This is a genomic window from Kitasatospora sp. NPDC001261, assembly GCF_042896795.1.
GTDB lineage: Bacteria > Actinomycetota > Actinomycetes > Streptomycetales > Streptomycetaceae > Kitasatospora.
The window spans coordinates 85,221-105,232 of the sequence record NZ_JBIAXP010000006.1 but is presented as its reverse complement, the minus strand read 5'-3'; the positions used below and the strand labels follow the sequence as shown (position 1 = coordinate 105,232).

Below are 20,012 nucleotides of genomic sequence, written 5' to 3'. Positions count from 1 at the left end.
AGCAGCGCGGGCCAGACCCCATTCATGGAGCCTCCGTGTCCCAGTACGACGATGTTTGGCTGGTGATCCCGGCCTACAACGAGGGCCAGGTGATCGCCGACGTTGTGGAGGGGGCGCGAAAGACGTTCCCGAACATCGTGGTCGTCGATGACGGCAGCGGCGACGACTCGGCCAAGCACATCATGGAGACGGGCGCGCACCTGGTGCGCCACCCGGTCAACCTCGGCCAGGGTGCCGCCCTCCAGACCGGCCTCGCCTACGCCCTGGCCCAGCCGGGCGCCAAGTACTTCGCCACCTTCGACGCGGACGGCCAGCACCAGACCGCCGACGTCGAGAAGATGGTCGCCCTGCTGCGGGAGGGCGACACGGACGTCGTCCTCGGCTCGCGCTTCATCGAGCAGAACGGGCAGGTGCCGTGGATCAAGCGGGTCGTCCTGCGCACCGCGGCGACCGTCAGCCCGACCGCTCGCAAGCTCAAGCTGACCGACGCCCACAACGGTCTGCGCGTGCTGAACCGCGAGGCCGCCGGCCGGCTGCGGATCACCATGAACGGCATGGCGCACGCGTCGGAGATCGTCAGCTTCCTCGCCGGCTCGGACCTCCGGGTCGCCGAACTCCCGGTGGACATCCTGTACACCGACTACTCACGCGCCAAGGGTCAGTCCCTGATCAACGGCGTCAACATCATCTTCGACATCTCGCTGCGGGAGCGTAGCCGCCGATGAAATTCTTCTGGATCCAGCTGGTTCTCATTCTCGGCTCGGTCACTCTCGCCTTCATGTTCATCCGGCGTTGGGACCGTGCCAACACCCGCGCCTGGAAGCGCATCGCGTTCTCGGTCTTCGTGGTCGTGAACATCTACGCGGTGCTGCGTCCCACCGACGTGACCTGGCTGGCCCACCAGCTCGGTGTCGGCCGCGGCACCGACCTGGTGCTGTACGGGATGGTGCTGGGGATGGGCTTCCTGACCCTGAACACCTTCCTGCGCTTCCGCTCGCTGGAGAAGAAGCTCACCGACCTGGCGCGGACCGTGGCGATCAACGAGGGCGCCCGTCTGAACGAGGAGCGCTTCGACCTGGACCTGCCGGTCTCGGCGCCGGTCGACCGCAGCAAGGCCTGATCCCGTGGCGACCTTCGAGTTCATGCTGCCGTACTACGGCGACGTGGCGCTGATGCAGGCCGCGGTGCGGAGCATCCTCGCGCAGACCGACCGGGACTTCCGGCTGACCGTCATAGACGACGGCAAGGAGCCGGACGTCCCGGGCTGGTTCGCCTCGCTCGGCGACGACCGGGTGAGCTACCTGCGCAACGAGCACAACCTCGGCATCACCAAGAACTTCCAGAAGTGCGTGGAGCTGTCCACGGCCGACCACGTGGTCATCATGGGCTGCGACGACCTGCTGCACCCGCACTACCTGGAGACCGTCCGGGCGATCGTCAAGGACAACCCGGACCTGGGCATGGTGCAGCCGGGCGTCGAGGTCATCGACGGCAACGGCGAGGTCAGCCGCTCCGGCCTGGCGGACAACGTCAAGGAGAAGATCTACGCGCCGACCGTCAAGGGCCGGCGGCTGATGGGCGGCGAGGAGCTGGCCGCGAGCGTGCTGCGCGGCAACTGGCTCTACTTCCCGTCGATCTGCTGGCGGGGCGAGGCGCTGCGCGCGGTCAACTTCCGCGACGAGTACTCGGTGATCCAGGACCTGGCCCTGGTCGTCGATCTGCTGGAGCGCGGCGAGCAGATGCTGGTGGACAACACCACCGTCGTCTTCCAGTACCGGCGGCACGCCGTCAGCGAGTCCTCGGTGCAGGCCTTCTCCGGCACCCGGTTCACCGAGGCGGAGCGGTACTTCAACGCGGTGGCGGAGCGGATGGACGCCCGCGGCTGGCCGAAGGCCGCCCGTGCGGCCCGGTTCCGCAGCGCCTCCCGCCTGCACGCGCTGACCATGCTGCCGGGCGCCCTGAAGCGCGGCGAGCGGGCCGGCGCCAAGGTGCTGGTCCGCCACGCGCTGACCGGCGGCGACCGGCACTGACCGCTCGCACCCACTGGTACGGCACTGGGCCGGTAGTCCGAGTTCGGACTACCGGCCCAGTGGCGTTCGCGGGCGGCCCGCCGGGGGCTACTCGCCGAAGCCGGAGGGGCCCAGCGGGTCGGGCTGCCGGGGCGGGTACGGGTTGACCTTCGGGCACATCAGCTTCCCGGGGTCGGGCAGCGGCACGAGCAGGTCGCTGATGTCCCGCGGCTGCTTGCACTGGCCGTTGGGCGCGTAGCGCGAGCAGTGCCCCTTGGTGTCGGCGGTGCTCTGCGCGATCCAGGCCAGCGCGCCGGGGCCCCAGTGCGGGTCCGGCATGTACTTGCTGGCGGTGGCGGAGCCGGCCATGCCGAAGAGCAGGCCCAGCGCGCAGATGGCGCCGACGGCCACACCGCGCGGGTTGAGGCGCAGCGGCAGCCGGCGGCCGGTGTCCTCGGCCGACTCGGCGGCGGGGGCCGCGGCGGGGCCCTGGCGGCGGCGGACGACCAGGTAGCACGCCAGGCCGACGAGGACCAGCAGGCAGTAGAGCAGCTGGGCGCTGGTGCGCGGGTAGAGCATGACGGCCTGGTCGCGCTCCATGTGGGAGGCGTACCAGTAGCGCATCAGCAGGGCGCTCGCGGTGCAGGCGGCGGCGGTCAGGACGGTGGTCCGGCCGATCCCGAGGGCCAGCGCCACACCCAGGCCGACCAGCAGCAGGATCGTGAAGAGGCCGACTCCGCCGATCTCCCCGGGGACCGGCCAGGTGCTCTGGCCGTCGGTGCCGGGGAGGTCGTCGCGCCACATCGCGAAGTAGGTCGGCTCGGTGTAGGTGTCGAAGTAGCAGTACCGGTCGATGGTGCTGCCCGCGGAGCCGAGCAGCCGGACCAGGTAGACGCCGGAGACGAGCAGGAAGACCCCGCCGGCGGCGCCGATCGCGCACAGGCCGTTGAGCAGGCCGCGGGTGCCGCCGGTCCGGCGGGCGCGCAGCAGCAGCACCACGGTGAGCACCACCACTCCGGCCGCGGACCACACGAACCAGCCGGAGTAGAGGAGGAACAGCAGCCCGATCCCGAGGCCGAGCACGGCGCCGCGGACGGCCGCGGTGCGGCGCGGGAGCTCCGGAGCGCGCTGGAGGAGCTGCATCAGCTTCGCCAGCACGGGGAGGAAGGCGACGAGCACGAAGGTGGTGTACGGCTTGTACGGCTGCGCCATCGGCAGGGCGGCGGTGACGCCGATCCCGAGCGCCCAGAGCGGGGGCAGCAGCAGGCGCCAGGACAGGTAGGCGAGCGGGCCGAGCATCGCGACGAACAGCAGGTCGACGAGCTTGAGCGCGTAGCCGACCTGCCCGTGGGTGACGTGCTCGGCGACGAAGGCGACGATGTGCGGGAACAGCGGCGGGTAGGCGCCGTCGAGGGACTTGCCGTCCATCAGGGCGCCGACCCAGGCCTGGAGGCTGCCGGAGTCGCCCTGCTGGGCGTACAGCGGCCAGTTGGTGTCGCGCAGCGCGAGCGAGATGCCGGCGGCCAGGACGCCGGAGGACAGGCCGGCGACCGCGGCGGCGGCGAACCGCACCGGGAGGTCCGCCCAGCGGCGCATCGCCGGCACCAGGACCAGGACGACGACGCCGATCAGCAGCAGGAGCCGGAGCTGGAGCGCGGCGAGGCCGCTGACCTGGCCGACCCTCGACATGGGGTTCAGCCGGACGGACCAGGCCAGCCCGGTCATCAGCAGCGCCGCCGTGGCCGCGGTCAGGATCTCCGCGGTCCAGAGGACGGCGGGGAGGCGAAGAGCGGCGGCCCGTCTCCTCTGACTGGGCGGTATGCCCTGATGCCTGCCCTCGGCGGGGGCGGGCTGGACGCTCGTCGTCACTGTTCGGTCCTTCTGCTCTCCCGCAGCGGTTCGGATGCGGGGGCGGTGTGTGGTTTCGGTGGCCGGACACCGCGATTCTGCCAGCACCTCGGTCGGGGGATCCGCACGGGCCGAACCACCGTTCCCGTACGGGCCGTTGTCGTCAACGGGGGAGGCGCGCGTTGGCTCCGGCCGATCACCGCGTGGCACACTGCCGATGCGCTTCGACGAGTGGTGGGAACCGTGGCGCGCCGTCCGGAGCCGGCCATGACGAGATCGTCAACTCATACAAGTAGGGAAGTGTCTCGGTGCAGCCGCTGATCGACTCTGCCCACACGTCCGACGGGCCGGGCCGGGGTGAGGAAGGCGGCGGGAGCGCGCCCGCCACCCGGGCCCTGGCCGTGCCGCCCCGGCTGCGGGCGCTGGCCGCCCACCGCTGGTTCTGGGCGGTGGTCCTGCTGCTCGGGTACGGCGGCCAGGTGGCGTTCCGCCTGGTGCTGTCGATCCACAACTACTTCCCGTCGGTGCACGCCGACGAGGACTCCTACCTGGTGATCGCGCGGGTGCTGGCCGGGCGGCCGACCACCGAGATGCCGGTCGGCGTGGTGATCCCCGGCGGGTACCCGCTGCTGATCTCGCCGGCGCTGCGGATCGCCGGCACCCCGGCCGCCGCGTACCACCTGATCATGGGCATCAACGCGCTGCTCAACGCGCTGGTGTTCCCGCTCGCCGTGGCGGCGGCGCGCCGGGTGGGCCTGTCCCGGCCGCACGCGTACCTGGTGGGCGCCGCCGTGGCGCTGGTGCCGCCGGTGGTCTTCTACTCCCAGTTCGTGATGTCGGACACCGTGCTGCCGGTGATCCTGCTGGCCTGGCTGCTCGCGATGCACGGCTGGCTCTCGCCCGGAACGACGCGCCGCCGCGCGCTGTACGCGGCCGGGACGGGCCTGGCGGCCGGCTTCTCGATGGCGACCCACGATCGCGGCGGCGTGGTCGTGGCGCTGACCGCGCTGGTCCTGGTGGTGGTGCTGGCGCTCGGCTGGGCGCCGCGGCTCGCCTCGCTGGCCGGCGTCGGCGGGCTCGGGCTGTCGTACCTGGGCGCGAAGCTGCTGGCGCGCTTCGTCGAGAACCAGTTCAAGGACGTGCCGCCGAGCACCGTCGGCAACAAGGTCTTCGAGAACCTCGGGGACAGCAAGTACATCGGCACGATCATCGCCCGCACCTTCGGGCAGCTCTGGTACTTCATGACCTCGACGTACGGCTTCGGGGCGGTCGCCCTGGTGCTGTGCGTGGTGGTCGTCTTCCGGCGCCGGTACACGGTGGCCGAGCGGGTGGTGGCCTTCACCATGGTGGCCCTGCTGTTCGGCACCGCGCTGGCCTCGGCGGCCGGGCTGGCGGACAACGACCGGACCGACAACTGGGTGTACGCCCGGTACTGCGCGGTGCTGGTGCCGATGTTCATGGTGGTCGGCCTGGCCGCGCTGTGGCGGGCCGGGGTCCGCGCGCTGCTGTGGACGGCGCTGGCCGGCGTGGCGGCGATCGGGATCATCCAGCTGTCGGTCGGCGCGTACGCGGGTGCCGCGCTCAAGCTCTGGGTCAGTCCGTGGACGGTGCCGGACGCGATGTTCCTGGCCTCGACCTGGGACGACCTGCACATGGTCCGGACGAGCTTCGGCGCGCTGGCGGTGCTGGGCGCCTGCCTGCTGCTGCGGGTGGCCGGCGGGCGCCGGGTGGTGGCCGCGGTGGTGGGGTGCGTGACGCTGTTCGCCGCCTACGCGACGGTCGCCGTCACCGACAACGTCTCCGAGCCGCACGCCAAGGCCCGCAAGTACCAGGCGGTGGGCGTGGCCAAGGAGGCGGGCCTGCGCAAGGGCGACAACGTCGTCCTGGACATGGACCTCGACTGGGACACCCGGATGTCGATGGCCTACGAGGTCTACTGGGGCCGGGTCTGGTCGGACGACCTGAAGGACGGCTCCGCCCCGCCGGAGGCGGCCACCGCGTACCTGGCCGGCTGGAGCAAGGGCGACCTGCCGCAGACCAGCTGGCCGGACGCGCGGCCCGGCTGGCACGTCGCGAAGTTCAACAAGGACCGGGGCTGGGTGCTCTGGCGCAAGGACTGAGCGGGGACGTCACCCCATCGGGGCCGGTGAGGAGCGCCTCACCGGCCCCGATTGGCATCCGGGCTGCTCCATGTGGCAGTATGTCCAAGTTGCTCGGTTGAGTGCCGATGCTGCGCGCCTCCCGCCGGGAGGACCGGAAGCGAGTCCCATGTACTCGTCGTTCCCGTGATGGCCGTCAAGCGTGAGTTCTACGCCACGGCAGCTGCGGGGCGAAAGTACGGGAATCTTCCGGGAAGCGTGTGCGGGGCCTCGACCCGGCACCCCTCACCCCGAAAGTTTTAAACCGACGAATTACTTCGCCGGTTTTTTGCAAGCGCGAGTGCGACACGCCCGAGCGCGGGGGTCGGAGGGGGAGTCGCGAAGTGACTAAGGACAAAGGACTACTGAGTAGCCATGGCGGGACAGAAGATCCGCATCCGGCTCAAGGCCTACGACCACGAGGTCATCGACTCCTCGGCGAAGAAGATCGTCGAGACGGTGATTCGTACTGGTGCGCAGGTCGCGGGCCCGGTGCCGCTGCCCACTGAGAAGAACGTGTACTGCGTCATCCGCTCGCCGCACAAGTACAAGGACTCGCGCGAGCACTTCGAGATGCGTACTCACAAGCGTCTGATCGACATCCTCGACCCCACGCCGAAGACGGTTGACTCGCTCATGCGTCTCGACCTGCCGGCTGGCGTCGACATCGAGATCAAGCTCTGAGAGGCGCACCGAAGATGGCTAAGCAGATTAAGGGCATCCTGGGCGAGAAGCTCGGCATGACCCAGGTCTGGGACGAGAACAACCGGGTCGTCCCGGTGACCGTCGTCAAGGCTGGGCCCAATGTCGTGACCCAGGTCCACACCGCCGACAGCCCGGCCGGCTACGACGCCGTCCAGATCGGCTTCGGCGAGATCGACCCCCGCAAGGTGAACAAGCCCCTCGCGGGCCACTTCGCCAAGGCCGGTGTCACCCCGCGCCGCCACCTGGTCGAGCTCCGTACCTCGGACGCCTCCGAGTACACCCTGGGCCAGGAGATCACCGCCGAGCTGTTCGAGGCGGGTGTCAAGGTCGACGTGACCGGCACCTCCAAGGGCAAGGGCTTCGCCGGTGTCATGAAGCGCCACAACTTCCGGGGCCTCGGCGCCGGTCACGGTGTGCAGCGCAAGCACCGCTCGCCCGGCTCGATCGGTGGCTGCGCCACCCCGGGTCGCGTGTTCAAGGGCGTACGGATGGCCGGCCGGATGGGCCACGAGCGTGTGACCACCCAGAACCTGACCATCCATGCCGTTGACGCGGAGAAGGGGCTGCTCCTGATCAAGGGCGCAATCCCGGGCCCGAACGGCGGCCTCGTCCTCGTCCGCACCGCGGCGAAGGGGCTGTGAGGATATGAGCACCATTGACATCCTGTCGCCCTCGGGCGACAAGACCGGCAGCCTCGAGCTTCCGGCCGAGATCTTCGACGCGAAGGTCAGCGTTCCGCTGATGCACCAGGTCGTCGTGGCGCAGCTCGCTGCGGCCCGCCAGGGCACCCACAAGACCAAGACTCGTGGCGAGGTCCGCGGTGGCGGCAAGAAGCCGTACCGCCAGAAGGGCACCGGCCGCGCCCGTCAGGGCTCGACCCGTGCGCCGCAGTTCGCCGGCGGTGGCGTCGTGCACGGTCCCGTGCCGCGCGACTACTCGCAGCGGACCCCGAAGAAGATGATCGCCGCCGCTCTGCGCGGTGCGCTCACCGACCGGGCCCGCCACAACCGCATCCACGTCGTCACCGACGTGGTCGCGGCCGAGGTGCCGTCGACCAAGGCCGCCAAGAGCCTGTTCGGCAAGATCACCGAGCGCAAGAACGTCCTCCTGGTCGTCGAGCGCGAGGACGAGCTGGGCCTGAAGTCCGCTCGCAACCTGCCGCACGTGCACATCCTGGACGCCGGTCAGCTGAACACCTACGACGTGCTCGTCTCCGACGATGTGGTCTTCACCCAGGCCGCCTTCGAGCGTTTCGTGGCCGGTCCGGCCGCGTCCGCCAAGGCCGTTGCCGCTGAGGGCGAGCTCGAAGGGAGCGCCGCCTGATGAGCGACGTTACGAGCAAGACGTTCACGGACCCCCGTGACGTCCTGGTGAAGCCGGTCATCTCCGAGAAGAGCTACAGCCTTCTCGACGAGAACAAGTACACGTTCATCGTGTCGCCGGGCGCCAACAAGACCCAGATCAAGCAGGCCGTCGAGGCGGTCTTCTCGGTCAAGGTCGAGGCTGTCAACACGATCAACCGTCAGGGCAAGCGCAAGCGCTCCAAGACGGGCTTTGGCAAGCGCAAGGACACCAAGCGCGCCATCGTGACGCTGGCCGAGGGCAACCGCATCGACATCTTCGGTGGTCCGGTCTCCTAACGGAGATCGTGATCGTCGATAAGGACGAGGACGAGAGAGCCAAATGGGCATCCGCAAGTACAAGCCGACTACGCCGGGCCGTCGTGGCTCCAGCGTGGCCGACTTCGTAGAGATCACGCGGTCCACCCCGGAGAAGTCGCTGGTTCGCCCCCTGCACAGCAAGGGCGGCCGTAACAACGCCGGTCGGATCACCGTTCGCCACCAGGGTGGCGGTCACAAGCGCGCCTACCGCGTGATCGACTTCCGTCGTCACGACAAGGACGGCGTGCCGGCGAAGGTCGCGCACATCGAGTACGACCCGAACCGCACCGCGCGCATCGCGCTGCTGCACTACGCGGACGGCGAGAAGCGCTACATCATCGCGCCGCGCGGCATCACGCAGGGCGACCGGATCGAGAACGGCGCTGGCGCCGACATCAAGCCGGGCAACAACCTGCCGCTGCGCAACATCCCGGTCGGTACCACCATCCACGCGGTGGAGCTGCGTCCCGGCGGCGGTGCCAAGCTGGCCCGCTCGGCCGGCTCCGGCATCCAGCTGCTGGCGCGTGAGGGCAAGATGGCGCACCTGCGCATGCCCTCCGGCGAGATCCGCCTGGTCGACGCGCGCTGCCGCGCCACCGTCGGCGAGGTCGGCAACGCCGAGCAGTCGAACATCAACTGGGGCAAGGCCGGCCGCATGCGCTGGAAGGGCGTTCGCCCGACCGTGCGTGGTGTCGCCATGAACCCGATCGACCACCCGCACGGTGGTGGTGAGGGTAAGACCTCTGGTGGTCGCCACCCGGTCTCGCCGTGGGGCCAGAAGGAGGGTCGTACCCGTCGCCCGAAGAAGGCGTCGGACGCTCTCATCGTGCGCCGCCGCAAGACCAACAAGAAGCGCTAGGAGCAGGTCAGATGCCGCGCAGTCTCAAGAAGGGCCCCTTCATCGACGGCCACCTTCTCAAGAAGGTGGACGCGCAGAACGAGGCGGGTACCCAGAACGTCATCAAGACCTGGTCCCGCCGCTCCGTGATCTTCCCGGCCATGCTCGGCCACACGATCGCGGTTCACGATGGTCGCAAGCACGTCCCGGTGTTCGTCACCGAGTCGATGGTCGGCCACAAGCTGGGCGAGTTCGCTCCGACCCGCACCTTCCGCGGCCACGTCAAGGACGACCGCAAGTCGAAGCGTCGCTAGTCGCCTGAGCTTCACCGCCAGAACGACTCAATGACTTACTCCATTAAGGGGACAACCATGGAAGCCAGGGCCCAGGCGCGGTACATCCGCGTCACGCCCATGAAGGCCCGCCGCGTGGTGGACCTCATCCGTGGCCTGCCGGCCACGGAGGCCCAGGCCGTCCTGCGTTTCGCTCCGCAGGCCGCCACCGTGCCGGTCGGCAAGGTGCTCGACAGCGCCATTGCCAACGCCGCGCACAACTACAACCACTCCAACGTGGACGACCTCGTCATCAGCGAGGCGTACGTTGACGAGGGTCCGACCCTGAAGCGGTTCCGCCCGCGTGCCCAGGGCCGCGCCTACCGGATCCGCAAGCGGACCAGCCACATCACCGTGGTCGTCAGCAGCAAGGAAGGGACCCGGTAATGGGCCAGAAGGTTAACCCGCACGGGTTCCGCCTCGGCATCAGCACGGACTTCAAGTCCCGCTGGTACGCCGACAAGCTGTACAAGGACTACGTCAAGGAAGACGTTGCCATTCGTCGCATGATGACGAAGGGCATGGAGCGCGCCGGCATCTCGAAGGTTGAGATCGAGCGCACCCGCGACCGCGTCCGCGTCGACATCCACACCGCCCGCCCCGGCATCGTCATCGGTCGCCGTGGCACCGAGGCCGACCGCATCCGCGGCGACCTCGAGAAGCTGACCGGCAAGCAGGTCCAGCTGAACATCCTCGAGGTCAAGAACCCCGAGCTGGACGCCCAGCTCGTGGCTCAGGGCGTCGCGGAGCAGCTGTCCTCCCGCGTCTCCTTCCGCCGTGCCATGCGCAAGTCGATGCAGGGCACCATGAAGTCCGGCGCCAAGGGCATCAAGGTCCAGTGCTCCGGTCGTCTCGGCGGCGCCGAGATGAGCCGGTCGGAGTTCTACCGCGAGGGTCGTGTGCCGCTGCACACCCTGCGTGCGAACGTCGACTACGGCTTCTTCGAGGCCAAGACCACCTTCGGCCGCATCGGCGTGAAGGTCTGGATCTACAAGGGCGACGTCAAGAACATCGCCGAGGTCCGCGCTGAGAACGCCGCTGCCCGCTCGGGCAACCGCCCGGCCCGTCCCGAGGGTGGTCGTCCCGCCCGCGGTGGCGACCGCCGTGGTGGCGAGCGCGGTGGCCGTGGCCGTCGTCCCGCCGCTGCCGAGGCCCCCGCGGCCCCGGCCGCTGAGGCGCCGGCTGCCGAGAACACCGGAACGGAGGCCTGACTCCCATGCTGATCCCCCGTCGGGTCAAGCACCGCAAGCAGCACCACCCGAAGCGTCGTGGCGCTGCCAAGGGTGGCACCGAGCTCGCCTTCGGCGAGTACGGCATCCAGGCCGTCACCCCGGCCTACGTGACGAACCGGCAGATCGAGTCCGCTCGTATCGCCGTCACCCGTCACATCAAGCGTGGCGGCAAGGTCTGGATCAACATCTACCCGGACCGTCCGCTCACCAAGAAGCCGGCCGAGACCCGCATGGGTTCCGGTAAGGGTTCGCCCGAGTGGTGGATCGCGAACGTGCACCCGGGTCGGGTCATGTTCGAGCTGTCGTACCCCAACGAGAAGGTGGCTCGTGAGGCGCTGACCCGCGCAGCTCACAAGCTCCCGATGAAGTGCCGGATCATCCGGCGCGAGGCAGGTGAGAGCTGATGTCGGCCGGCACCAAGGCTGCTGACCTCCGCGAGCTGGACAACGAGGGTCTCGTTGCCAAGCTCCGTGAGGCCAAGGAGGAGCTGTTCAACCTCCGCTTCCAGGCGGCGACCGGGCAGCTCGACAACCACGGACGGCTCAAGCTCGTCCGTAAGGACATCGCGCGGATCTACACCCTGATGCGCGAGCGCGAGCTGGGCATCGAGACGGTGGAGAGCGCCTGATGACTGAGAACACCAACGAGACGCGCGGTTTCCGCAAGACCCGTGAGGGTCTCGTCGTCAGCGACAAGATGGACAAGACCGTCGTCGTCGCCGTCGAGGACCGCGTCAAGCACGCTCTGTACGGCAAGGTCATCCGCCGTACGAACAAGCTGAAGGCGCACGACGAGGCGAACGCCTGCGGCATCGGCGACCGGGTCCTCCTCGCGGAGACCCGCCCGCTGTCCGCGACGAAGCGCTGGCGCGTCGTCGAGATCCTCGAGAAGGCCAAGTAACGAAGTTGATGCGGTACGGCCGTATGTGCACCAGGTCCCTCGCGGGCGCTGGTGTGAGCAGCGGCCGGCCCGTCAGCTCTCGTTGACGATCAGGAGAAAGCTGTGATCCAGCAGGAGTCGCGACTGCGTGTCGCCGACAACACGGGCGCGAAGGAAATCCTTTGCATCCGCGTTCTCGGTGGTTCCGGTCGCCGCTACGCCGGTATCGGGGACGTCATCGTCGCGACCGTCAAGGACGCGATCCCCGGCGGTTCGGTGAAGAAGGGTGACGTCGTCAAGTGCGTCGTCGTCCGTACCGTGAAGTCGCGCCGTCGTCCGGATGGCTCGTACATCCGCTTCGACGAGAACGCCGCGGTCGTTCTGAAGAACACCGATGGTGACCCCCGTGGTACCCGCATCTTCGGCCCGGTGGGCCGCGAGCTGCGTGACAAGAAGTTCATGAAGATCATCTCGCTTGCGCCGGAGGTGCTCTAACTCATGGCGAACAGCATGAAGATCAAGAAGGGTGACCTGGTTCAGGTCATCACCGGCAAGGACCGCGGCAAGCAGGGCAAGGTCATCCAGGCCATGCCCGCCGAGAACAAGGTCCTGGTCGAGGGTGTGAACCGGGTCAAGAAGCACACCAAGCCGGGCCCGGGCACTCAGGGTGGCATCGTCACCGTCGAGGCGCCGGTGCACGTCTCCAACGTCCAGCTGGTCGTGGAGAAGGACGGCAAGAAGGTCGTCACCCGCGTTGGCTACCGCTTCGATGACGAGGGCAACAAGATCCGCGTTGCCAAGCGAACCGGTGAGGACATCTGATGTCTGAGACGACTGTTGAGAAGGTGACCCCCCGTCTCAAGGAGCGTTACAACTCCGAGATCAAGGGTCAGCTGCAGGAGCAGTTCTCGTACGAGAACGTCATGCTGACGCCCGGCCTGGTCAAGGTCGTCGTCAACATGGGTGTCGGCGAGGCCGCCCGTGACAGCAAGCTGATCGAGGGCGCGATCCGCGACCTGACCGCGATCACCGGTCAGAAGCCGGCCGTGACCAAGGCTCGCAAGTCCATCGCGCAGTTCAAGCTGCGCGAGGGCCAGCCGATCGGCACCCACGTCACCCTCCGTGGTGACCGCATGTGGGAGTTCCTGGACCGTCTGGTGTCGCTGGCCCTGCCGCGTATCCGTGACTTCCGTGGCCTCTCCCCGAAGCAGTTCGACGGCCGTGGCAACTACACCTTCGGTCTGACCGAGCAGGTCATGTTCCACGAGATCGACCAGGACAAGGTCGACCGTCAGCGCGGTATGGACATCACCGTCGTGACCACCGCCCAGACCGACGACGAGGGCCGGGCGCTCCTGCGCGCTCTGGGCTTCCCGTTCAAGGAGGCGTAACACATGGCGAAGAAGTCCCTCATCGCGAAGTCCGAGCGCAAGCCGAAGTTCGGCGTCCGGGCCTACACCCGGTGCCAGCGCTGCGGCCGTCCGCACTCGGTGTACCGCAAGTTCGGCCTGTGCCGTGTCTGCCTTCGTGAGATGGCGCACCGCGGCGAGCTGCCGGGCGTGACCAAGAGCTCCTGGTAGTCCTCTCCCAACAGAGGGACCAGGCACTTTAGGCACACAGCGAAGCAGAGGTGCCCGATCCCACACCGGCCCGTTTTGGGCCTACCGTACGGATTCCCGTAAGGTAGTGGGGTCGGGCCCCCTGCCACGGCTTCCCCATGGACGCCCGTGGCCCTTCTGGAGGGCTCGCACCCAGTCTTACGACGTCGCAGGTCCCCTGCGCTTGTGCCCCTGACGAACTCGGAAGAGTGCGGCAGGGGGACCTGGCGCGGAGAAACCGCGGCGAGAGAGGCCTGAGGCCATCATGACCATGACCGACCCCATCGCAGACATGCTCACGCGTCTGCGTAACGCGAACTCGGCGTACCACGACTCCGTGGCGATGCCGGCCAGCAAGATCAAGGCGCACGTCGCCGAGATCCTGCAGCAGGAGGGGTACATCTCCTCCTACAAGGTTGAGGAGCCCGTCGAGGGCGAGGTCGGCAAGAAGCTGACCATCGAGCTCAAGTTCGGCCCCAACCGTGAGCGCTCCATCGCCGGCATCAAGCGCATCAGCAAGCCGGGTCTGCGCGTTTACGCAAAGTCCACCAACCTGCCGAAGGTGCTCGGCGGCCTGGGCGTGGCGATCATCTCCACGTCTTCGGGTCTCCTCACCGACAAGCAGGCCGCCAAGAAGGGCGTAGGCGGAGAAGTTCTCGCCTACGTCTGGTAATTCGGGAAACGGAGGTACAGCAATGTCGCGCATTGGACGGCTGCCCATCCAGGTCCCCGCTGGCGTGGACGTCACCATCGATGGCCAGGCGGTCTCGGTGAAGGGCCCGAAGGGCACCCTCACCCACGTTGTCGCCGCGCCGATCGAGATCGGTAAGGGCGAGGACGGCACGCTGCTCGTCACCCGCCCCAACGACGAGCGTCTGTCGAAGGCCCTGCACGGCCTTTCCCGCACGCTGGTGGCGAACATGATCACCGGCGTGACCGCGGGCTACCGCAAGTCGCTGGAGATCAGCGGTGTCGGCTACCGAGTTCTGGCGAAGGGCTCCAACATGGAGTTCCAGCTGGGCTACAGCCACCCGATCCTCGTCGAGGCCCCCGAGGGCATCTCCTTCGTCGTCGAGTCGGCCACCAAGTTCCACGTGGACGGCATCGACAAGCAGAAGGTCGGCGAGGTCGCCGCGAAGATCCGCAAGCTGCGCAAGCCGGACCCGTACAAGGCCAAGGGTGTCAAGTACGCGGGCGAGGTCATCCGCCGCAAGGTCGGAAAGAGTGGTAAGTAAGCGATGAGTGTCTCTGTCAAGATCGGCAAGGGCAACGCCTACAAGAGCGCCGCTCGCAAGCGCCGCGCGATCCGCGTTCGCAAGCGCGTCGTCGGCACCGAGGTGCGTCCGCGCCTCGTCGTGACGCGTTCGAACCGTCACATGGTCGCCCAGGTCATCGACGACGCCAAGGGTCACACCCTGGCGTCGGCGTCCACCCTCGACGTGTCCATCAAGGGCGCCGAGGGCGACAAGACCGAGCTGGCCAAGAAGGTCGGGAGCCTGGTCGCCGAGCGCGCCAAGGCCGCCGGCATCGAGTCGGTCGTCTTCGACCGCGCGGGCAACCGGTACGCCGGCCGCATCGCCGCCCTGGCGGACGCGGCTCGTGAGGCCGGGCTCGACTTCTAAGCCGCTCGTCGGCTCAGTCGACGGACGTAATCGAGAGAGGTAATTCCAATGGCTGGACCCCAGCGCCGCGGTAGCGGCGCCGGCGGCGGCACCGGCGGTGGCGAGCGGCGCGACCGTAAGCGTGACGACCGGGGCAACGCCCCCGCCGTCGAGAAGACCGCTTACGTCGAGCGCGTTGTCGCGATCAACCGTGTCGCCAAGGTTGTCAAGGGTGGTCGTCGTTTCAGCTTCACCGCGCTGGTCGTGGTGGGCGACGGTGACGGCACCGTGGGTGTCGGTTACGGGAAGGCGAAGGAGGTTCCGGCCGCCATCGCCAAGGGTGTTGAGGAGGCCAAGAAGAACTTCTTCAAGGTCCCCCGTATCCAGGGCACCATCCCGCACCCGATCCAGGGTGAGAAGGCCGCCGGCGTCGTGCTCCTGAAGCCCGCCGCCCCCGGTACCGGTGTTATCGCCGGTGGTCCGGTGCGCGCCGTCCTGGAGTGCGCCGGCATTCACGACATCCTGTCGAAGTCGCTCGGCTCGGACAACGCGATCAACATCGTGCACGCCACCGTGGCTGCTCTGAAGGGCCTCGTGCGCCCCGAGGAGATCGCCGCCCGTCGTGGCCTGCCGCTGGAGGACGTGGCCCCCGCCGCTCTGCTGCGGGCGCGTGCTGCTGGGGTGAGCGCCTGATGGCTCGCCTGAAGATCACGCAGACCAAGTCGTACATCGGCAGCAAGCAGAACCACCGTGACACCCTGCGTACGCTTGGTCTCAAGCGCATGCACGACGTCGTGGTGAAGGAGGACCGTCCCGAGATCCGCGGGATGGCCCACACGGTCCGTCACCTGGTGACGGTTGAGGAGGTGGACTGATCATGGGCGACAACCCGATCAAGATCCACAACCTGCGTCCCGCCCCGGGTGCCAAGACCGACAAGATCCGCGTGGGTCGTGGTGAGGGCTCCAAGGGTAAGACTGCCGGTCGTGGTACCAAGGGCACGAAGGCCCGCTACCAGGTTCCGCAGCGCTTCGAGGGTGGCCAGATGCCGCTCCACATGCGCCTGCCGAAGCTGAAGGGCTTCAAGAACCCGTTCAAGATCACGTTCCAGGTTGTCAACCTCGACAAGCTGGCCGAGCTCTACCCGCAGGGTGGCGAGGTCACTGTCGAGGACCTGGTCGCCAAGGGCGCGGTTCGCAAGAACTCCCTCGTCAAGGTGCTCGGCACCGGCGAGGTCTCGGTTGCGCTGCAGGTGACGGTCGACGCCGTCTCCGGCTCCGCCGCCGAGAAGATCAAGGCCGCCGGCGGTACGGTCACCGAGCTCGTCTGAGCCCGCTGAGATCCGCCTTCGAGCCCCGCACCTCCTCCGGGAGGTGCGGGGCTCGTGCCGTTCCCGGGGACATCGGGCCGGAAGGCGCTCGTTCTTTTGTGTGGCAAACCCGGGCATCCCGTACCCCGTGAGTGGGGGAGGGGCGGTACGCGCTTCTTCCGAGTGGCTGCGCACTGTTAGAGTCCGTGGAGTTCCCTTGTAGGCTGCGCGTAGGCTCGCCTGTGCCGTCTGTACGGGGGCCCGAACCGCAAACTCCCCATTCAGGACCGACCCTCCCGCCGACGACGCGCGGGAGGCGCAGGAGGCACCGTGCTCAGTGCGTTCGCGCGGGCGTTCCAGACGCCCGACCTGCGCAAGAAGCTGCTGTTCACGCTGGGCATCATGGTGCTGTTCCGCCTGGGCTCGCACATTCCGATGCCGGGCGTGAGCTTCACGGCCGTGAACGAGTGCGTGAAGGAGACCAAGAACAGCGGTCTCTTCGGGCTCGTCAACCTGTTCAGCGGCGGCGCGCTCCTCCAATTGACGATCTTCGCCCTCGGCATCATGCCGTACATCACTGCGAGCATCATCCTCCAGCTCCTCACCGTCGTGATCCCGCGACTGGAGATGCTGAAGAAGGAGGGCCAGGCCGGCCAGGCCAAGATCACCCAGTACACCCGTTACCTGACCATCGCGCTCGCCGTGCTCCAGGGCACCGGCATCGTGGCGACGGCCTCCAGCGGCGCGCTGTTCTCCGGCTGCCCGCTGGCCAACCAGATCGTCCCGGACACCAGCGTGTTCCGGATCGCCGTCATGGTGCTCACGATGACGGCCGGCACCACGGTCATCATGTGGCTCGGTGAGCTGATCACCGACCGCGGCATCGGCAACGGCATGTCGCTGCTGATCTTCACCTCGATCGCGGCGCAGTTCCCGTCCTCGATGTGGGCGATCAAGACCTCCGGCACCATCGGCGGCGGCTGGGTCGAGTTCCTCTCCGTGGTCGCGGTCGGCGTCATCGTCGTGATGCTGGTCATCTTCGTCGAGCAGGCCCAGCGCCGGATCCCGGTCCAGTACGCGAAGCGGATGATCGGCCGCCGCGCGTTCGGCGGGACCTCGACCTACATCCCGCTCAAGGTGAACCAGGCCGGTGTCATCCCGGTCATCTTCGCCTCGTCGCTGCTGTACATCCCCGCCCTGGTGGTCCAGCTGACCAACAGCCAGGCCGGCTGGGCCACGTGGATCCGGACGAACTTCGTCAAGGGTGACCACCCGATCTACATGGCCACGTACTTCCTGCTGATCGTCTTCTTCGCCTTCTTCTACGTCGCCATCTCCTTCAACCCCGAAGAAGTTGCCGACAACATGAAGAAGTATGGTGGGTTCATCCCGGGCATCCGGGCCGGCCGACCGACGGCCGAGTACCTGAACTACGTGCTGACCCGAATCACGTGGCCGGGTTCGCTCTACCTGGGCCTGATCGCGTTGATCCCGATGATCGCCCTGGTCGCCTTCGGACAGCAGACCAACTTCCCGTTCGGCGGCACCAGCGTGCTCATCGTCGTCGGCGTCGGACTCGAAACTGTGAAGCAGATCGAGAGCCAGCTCCAGCAGCGCAATTACGAAGGGTTCCTCCGCTGATGCGTATCGTCCTCGTTGGTCCTCCCGGGGCCGGGAAGGGTACTCAGGCGCACCTGCTCGCCAAGACCCTGTCCATCCCCCACATCTCCACCGGCGACCTGTTCCGTGCGAACATCAGCCAGGGCACCCCGCTGGGCCTCGAGGCCAAGTCCTACATGGACGCGGGGCGCCTGGTGCCGGACGAGGTCACCATCGGGATGGCCAAGGACCGCATGCTCCAGGCGGACGCCGTCAACGGCTTCCTGCTCGACGGCTTCCCCCGCAACCTGGGGCAGGCCAAGGCGCTGGACGAGTTCCTCGCCGAGCAGGGCATCAAGCTGGACGGCGTGCTGGACCTGGAGGTCCCCGAGGACGAGGTCGTCCGCCGGATCGCCGGCCGCCGCCTGTGCCGCAACGACGGTGGCCACGTCTTCCACGTGGACTACAACCCGCCGAAGGTCGACGGCGTCTGCGACGAGTGCGGCGGCGAGCTGTACCAGCGCTCGGACGACACCGAGGACAAGGTGCGCACGCGCCTGGAGGTCTACCACACGGAGACCGAGCCGATCATCGACTACTACGTCCAGCAGGGCCTGGTGGCGACCATCTCGGCCCTCGGCAAGGTGGACGAGGTCACCGCCCGCTCGATCGAGGCGCTGAAGCAGGACAGCTGAGTCTCTCGGCGAACGTACGACGGTACGGCCGGGTCGCCCGCCCCACGCGGGTGGCCCGGCCGTTTCGGCGTCGTACGGTGGTAGCAGTGGTAATCCGGACTTGGAAGGCGTGACCAGATGGTGGAGATCAAGACCCCCGAGCAGATCGCGAAGATGCGAGCGGCCGGGCTGGTCGTCGCCGAGGCCCTGAAGGCCTGCCGCGAGGCGGTCGCCCCCGGGGTGACCACCCAGGAGCTCAACGACGTCGCGGACAAGGTCATCACCGACCACGGCGCCACCTCGAACTTCCGGGCCAACCACGGCGGGCTCTGGTTCCCGGGCGTGATCTGCGCCTCGGTGAACAACGAGGTCGTGCACGGCATCCCCGGCGACCGGGCCCTCCAGGAGGGCGACATCATCTCGATCGACTGCGGCGCCATCCTGGACGGCTGGCACGGCGACTCGGCCATCACCGTGGCGGTCGGCGAGGTCCGCCCGGAGGTCGAGATGCTGAGCCGGGTGACCGAGGGCTCGATGTGGGCCGGCATCGCCCAGATGAAGAAGAACAACCGCCTGGTGGACGTCTCCAAGGCGATCGAGGGCTTCATCCGCCGCCAGCCGCTCCCGCCGAAGGGCAAGTGGGGCATCACCGAGGGCTACGGCGGCCACGGCATCGGCACCGCGATGCACATGGAGCCGCACGTGCTGAACTACGTCGAGCGCGGCCGCGGCAAGGGCCCGAAGCTCGTCCCCGGCACCGTGCTGGCGATCGAGCCGATGGTCTCGCTCGGCACCCCGCACACCACCGTGCTGGAGGACGACTGGACGGTCGTCACCAACGACGGCACCTGGGCCTCGCACTGGGAGCACTCGGTGGCCGTCACCGAGCAGGGCCCGCTGGTGCTGACCGCCTTCGACGGCGGCAGGGCGGAGCTGGCCAAGCTGGGCATCACCGCAGCTCCGGACCCCCTCGCGTAGTCCTGACGGTGCTCAACTGCCGCTGCTGACAAGGGATCAGGGCCCTGGAGGTTTGGACCTCCAGGGCTTTTGTCCTATTTTTATGCGCTGGCAGTGGTCGGCTCCGGCCGGTCCGGTTACGAGCGATGCAGGAGAGAGCACGTGCTCAAGGGATTCCGCGACTTCATGATGCGCGGCAACGTCGTCGACATGGCGGTCGGTGTGGTCATCGGTGCCGCGTTCACCGCGGTGGTGACCGGCTTCGTGTCCGCCTTCCTCACCCCGCTGGTGGGTGTGGTGGTCGGCGCCGCCGGCGACTTCAGCTCGTACAAGGCGCACATCGCGGGGGTGACCTTCCCGTACGGGCAGTTCCTCAACGTGCTGATCGCGTTCTTCATGACCGCCGCGGTGCTGTACTTCTGCGTGGTGCTGCCGATCACCAAGGCGACCGCGCGCTACATGCCGAAGAAGCCGAAGACGCCGAAGCGCCCGTGCCCCGAGTGCCTGACCGACATCCCCGAGGCCGCCCGCCGCTGCTCGGCCTGCACCGCCCACGTCGAGCCGCTGACGGTCCTCAGCAAGGCCTGACGTAGCAGATGTGACGGCGACCGCTTTCCGGGACCCCCGTTTTG

At 68.1% G+C, this 20,012-nt stretch carries 30 protein-coding genes; 29 read left to right on the top strand and 1 reads right to left on the bottom strand.

Annotated features, from left to right (window positions below; translation table 11 throughout):
- Positions 1 to 35: 35 nt before the first annotated feature.
- From ACFY4B_RS10080 to ACFY4B_RS10070, 3 genes are read left to right on the top strand one after another with little or no spacing between them, the layout of a single operon-like run.
- Complete coding sequence (locus ACFY4B_RS10080; RefSeq protein WP_049649036.1) at positions 36 to 725, top strand: glycosyltransferase family 2 protein; 690 nt, start codon at positions 36 to 38, stop codon at positions 723 to 725.
- Positions 722 to 1,120, top strand: coding sequence for a DUF2304 domain-containing protein (locus ACFY4B_RS10075; protein ID WP_049649037.1), 399 nt, complete (start codon positions 722 to 724; stop codon positions 1,118 to 1,120). Before ACFY4B_RS10080 ends, ACFY4B_RS10075 begins: the two co-directional genes overlap by 4 nt.
- Before the next feature lie 4 nt (positions 1,121 to 1,124).
- Positions 1,125 to 2,030 (top strand): glycosyltransferase family 2 protein, encoded by a 906-nt coding sequence (locus ACFY4B_RS10070; RefSeq protein WP_220450048.1) that lies wholly within the window; start codon positions 1,125 to 1,127, stop codon positions 2,028 to 2,030.
- Between the two features lie 87 nt (positions 2,031 to 2,117).
- On the opposite strand, the gene ACFY4B_RS10065 is transcribed toward ACFY4B_RS10070, so the two are convergent.
- Positions 2,118 to 3,878 (bottom strand): hypothetical protein, encoded by a 1,761-nt coding sequence (locus tag ACFY4B_RS10065; RefSeq protein ID WP_159028300.1) that lies wholly within the window; start codon positions 3,876 to 3,878, stop codon positions 2,118 to 2,120.
- A gap of 287 nt (positions 3,879 to 4,165) precedes the next feature.
- Between ACFY4B_RS10065 and ACFY4B_RS10060 the strand changes: the two genes are divergently transcribed.
- The 26 genes from ACFY4B_RS10060 to mscL all read left to right on the top strand — a co-directional run bounded on the left by ACFY4B_RS10060 (position 4,166) and on the right by mscL (position 19,968).
- The gene (locus ACFY4B_RS10060) at positions 4,166 to 5,977 is read left to right on the top strand and encodes a hypothetical protein (protein WP_387967117.1); all 1,812 of its coding nucleotides are present in this window, start codon (positions 4,166 to 4,168) and stop codon (positions 5,975 to 5,977) included.
- 393 nt (positions 5,978 to 6,370) lie between these two features.
- Positions 6,371 to 6,679 carry a 30S ribosomal protein S10 gene (gene rpsJ, locus ACFY4B_RS10055; protein WP_012785157.1) on the top strand — a complete coding sequence of 103 codons (309 nt, stop codon included), beginning with the start codon at positions 6,371 to 6,373 and terminating at the stop codon, positions 6,677 to 6,679.
- A 14-nt stretch (positions 6,680 to 6,693) separates the two neighbouring features.
- Positions 6,694 to 7,341: a 50S ribosomal protein L3 gene (gene rplC / locus ACFY4B_RS10050; RefSeq protein WP_030055817.1), complete on the top strand. Its 648-nt coding sequence runs from the start codon at positions 6,694 to 6,696 to the stop codon at positions 7,339 to 7,341.
- 4 nt (positions 7,342 to 7,345) lie between these two features.
- Positions 7,346 to 8,023, top strand: a complete 678-nt coding sequence (rplD, locus tag ACFY4B_RS10045) for a 50S ribosomal protein L4 (RefSeq protein ID WP_049649040.1) — start codon at positions 7,346 to 7,348, stop codon at positions 8,021 to 8,023.
- Positions 8,023 to 8,340 (top strand): 50S ribosomal protein L23, encoded by a 318-nt coding sequence (rplW, locus tag ACFY4B_RS10040; RefSeq protein WP_030280768.1) that lies wholly within the window; start codon positions 8,023 to 8,025, stop codon positions 8,338 to 8,340. Before rplD ends, rplW begins: the two co-directional genes overlap by 1 nt.
- Before the next feature lie 43 nt (positions 8,341 to 8,383).
- The gene (gene rplB / locus ACFY4B_RS10035; protein WP_030393297.1) at positions 8,384 to 9,220 is read left to right on the top strand and encodes a 50S ribosomal protein L2; all 837 of its coding nucleotides are present in this window, start codon (positions 8,384 to 8,386) and stop codon (positions 9,218 to 9,220) included.
- A gap of 11 nt (positions 9,221 to 9,231) precedes the next feature.
- A complete protein-coding gene (rpsS, locus tag ACFY4B_RS10030) occupies positions 9,232 to 9,513 on the top strand; it encodes a 30S ribosomal protein S19 (protein WP_030055821.1) in 282 nt (93 codons plus the stop codon).
- A gap of 57 nt (positions 9,514 to 9,570) precedes the next feature.
- Entirely contained in the window at positions 9,571 to 9,918 is a 348-nt protein-coding gene (gene rplV, locus ACFY4B_RS10025; protein WP_030055822.1) for a 50S ribosomal protein L22, read from the top strand.
- Positions 9,918 to 10,742, top strand: coding sequence for a 30S ribosomal protein S3 (gene rpsC, locus ACFY4B_RS10020; RefSeq protein WP_049649041.1), 825 nt, complete (start codon positions 9,918 to 9,920; stop codon positions 10,740 to 10,742). Before rplV ends, rpsC begins: the two co-directional genes overlap by 1 nt.
- A 5-nt stretch (positions 10,743 to 10,747) precedes the next feature.
- On the top strand, positions 10,748 to 11,167 hold the full coding sequence (rplP, locus tag ACFY4B_RS10015) for a 50S ribosomal protein L16 (RefSeq protein ID WP_030055824.1): 420 nt from the start codon (positions 10,748 to 10,750) through the stop codon (positions 11,165 to 11,167).
- Entirely contained in the window at positions 11,167 to 11,391 is a 225-nt protein-coding gene (gene rpmC, locus ACFY4B_RS10010) for a 50S ribosomal protein L29 (protein ID WP_049649042.1), read from the top strand. The genes rplP and rpmC overlap by 1 nt, the downstream gene beginning before the upstream one ends.
- The gene (gene rpsQ, locus ACFY4B_RS10005; RefSeq protein ID WP_030055826.1) at positions 11,391 to 11,663 is read left to right on the top strand and encodes a 30S ribosomal protein S17; all 273 of its coding nucleotides are present in this window, start codon (positions 11,391 to 11,393) and stop codon (positions 11,661 to 11,663) included. The genes rpmC and rpsQ overlap by 1 nt, the downstream gene beginning before the upstream one ends.
- Before the next feature lie 102 nt (positions 11,664 to 11,765).
- Positions 11,766 to 12,137 (top strand): 50S ribosomal protein L14, encoded by a 372-nt coding sequence (rplN, locus tag ACFY4B_RS10000; protein ID WP_030393301.1) that lies wholly within the window; start codon positions 11,766 to 11,768, stop codon positions 12,135 to 12,137.
- A 15-nt stretch (positions 12,138 to 12,152) separates the two neighbouring features.
- Positions 12,153 to 12,464, top strand: a complete 312-nt coding sequence (gene rplX / locus ACFY4B_RS09995) for a 50S ribosomal protein L24 (RefSeq protein ID WP_030055828.1) — start codon at positions 12,153 to 12,155, stop codon at positions 12,462 to 12,464.
- A complete protein-coding gene (gene rplE, locus ACFY4B_RS09990; protein ID WP_030393302.1) occupies positions 12,464 to 13,033 on the top strand; it encodes a 50S ribosomal protein L5 in 570 nt (189 codons plus the stop codon). The genes rplX and rplE overlap by 1 nt, the downstream gene beginning before the upstream one ends.
- A 3-nt stretch (positions 13,034 to 13,036) precedes the next feature.
- The gene (locus ACFY4B_RS09985) at positions 13,037 to 13,222 is read left to right on the top strand and encodes a type Z 30S ribosomal protein S14 (RefSeq protein WP_030055830.1); all 186 of its coding nucleotides are present in this window, start codon (positions 13,037 to 13,039) and stop codon (positions 13,220 to 13,222) included.
- A 283-nt stretch (positions 13,223 to 13,505) separates the two neighbouring features.
- Complete coding sequence (gene rpsH / locus ACFY4B_RS09980) at positions 13,506 to 13,913, top strand: 30S ribosomal protein S8 (protein WP_030055831.1); 408 nt, start codon at positions 13,506 to 13,508, stop codon at positions 13,911 to 13,913.
- 22 nt (positions 13,914 to 13,935) lie between these two features.
- A complete protein-coding gene (gene rplF, locus ACFY4B_RS09975) occupies positions 13,936 to 14,475 on the top strand; it encodes a 50S ribosomal protein L6 (protein WP_049649043.1) in 540 nt (179 codons plus the stop codon).
- Positions 14,476 to 14,478: 3 nt separating this feature from the next.
- Positions 14,479 to 14,862 (top strand): 50S ribosomal protein L18, encoded by a 384-nt coding sequence (gene rplR, locus ACFY4B_RS09970; RefSeq protein WP_030280785.1) that lies wholly within the window; start codon positions 14,479 to 14,481, stop codon positions 14,860 to 14,862.
- Positions 14,863 to 14,910: 48 nt separating this feature from the next.
- A complete protein-coding gene (gene rpsE / locus ACFY4B_RS09965) occupies positions 14,911 to 15,534 on the top strand; it encodes a 30S ribosomal protein S5 (RefSeq protein WP_030055834.1) in 624 nt (207 codons plus the stop codon).
- Positions 15,534 to 15,716: a 50S ribosomal protein L30 gene (rpmD, locus tag ACFY4B_RS09960; protein ID WP_049649044.1), complete on the top strand. Its 183-nt coding sequence runs from the start codon at positions 15,534 to 15,536 to the stop codon at positions 15,714 to 15,716. Before rpsE ends, rpmD begins: the two co-directional genes overlap by 1 nt.
- 2 nt (positions 15,717 to 15,718) lie before the next feature.
- Positions 15,719 to 16,171 carry a 50S ribosomal protein L15 gene (gene rplO, locus ACFY4B_RS09955; RefSeq protein WP_030280790.1) on the top strand — a complete coding sequence of 151 codons (453 nt, stop codon included), beginning with the start codon at positions 15,719 to 15,721 and terminating at the stop codon, positions 16,169 to 16,171.
- A gap of 309 nt (positions 16,172 to 16,480) precedes the next feature.
- Complete coding sequence (gene secY / locus ACFY4B_RS09950; RefSeq protein ID WP_030055837.1) at positions 16,481 to 17,791, top strand: preprotein translocase subunit SecY; 1,311 nt, start codon at positions 16,481 to 16,483, stop codon at positions 17,789 to 17,791.
- Entirely contained in the window at positions 17,791 to 18,444 is a 654-nt protein-coding gene (locus tag ACFY4B_RS09945; RefSeq protein WP_049649045.1) for an adenylate kinase, read from the top strand. Before secY ends, ACFY4B_RS09945 begins: the two co-directional genes overlap by 1 nt.
- A 117-nt stretch (positions 18,445 to 18,561) precedes the next feature.
- Complete coding sequence (gene map, locus ACFY4B_RS09940) at positions 18,562 to 19,401, top strand: type I methionyl aminopeptidase (RefSeq protein WP_049649046.1); 840 nt, start codon at positions 18,562 to 18,564, stop codon at positions 19,399 to 19,401.
- Between the two features lie 141 nt (positions 19,402 to 19,542).
- Positions 19,543 to 19,968, top strand: a complete 426-nt coding sequence (gene mscL, locus ACFY4B_RS09935) for a large conductance mechanosensitive channel protein MscL (protein WP_049649047.1) — start codon at positions 19,543 to 19,545, stop codon at positions 19,966 to 19,968.
- The last annotated feature ends 44 nt before the right edge of the window (positions 19,969 to 20,012 follow it).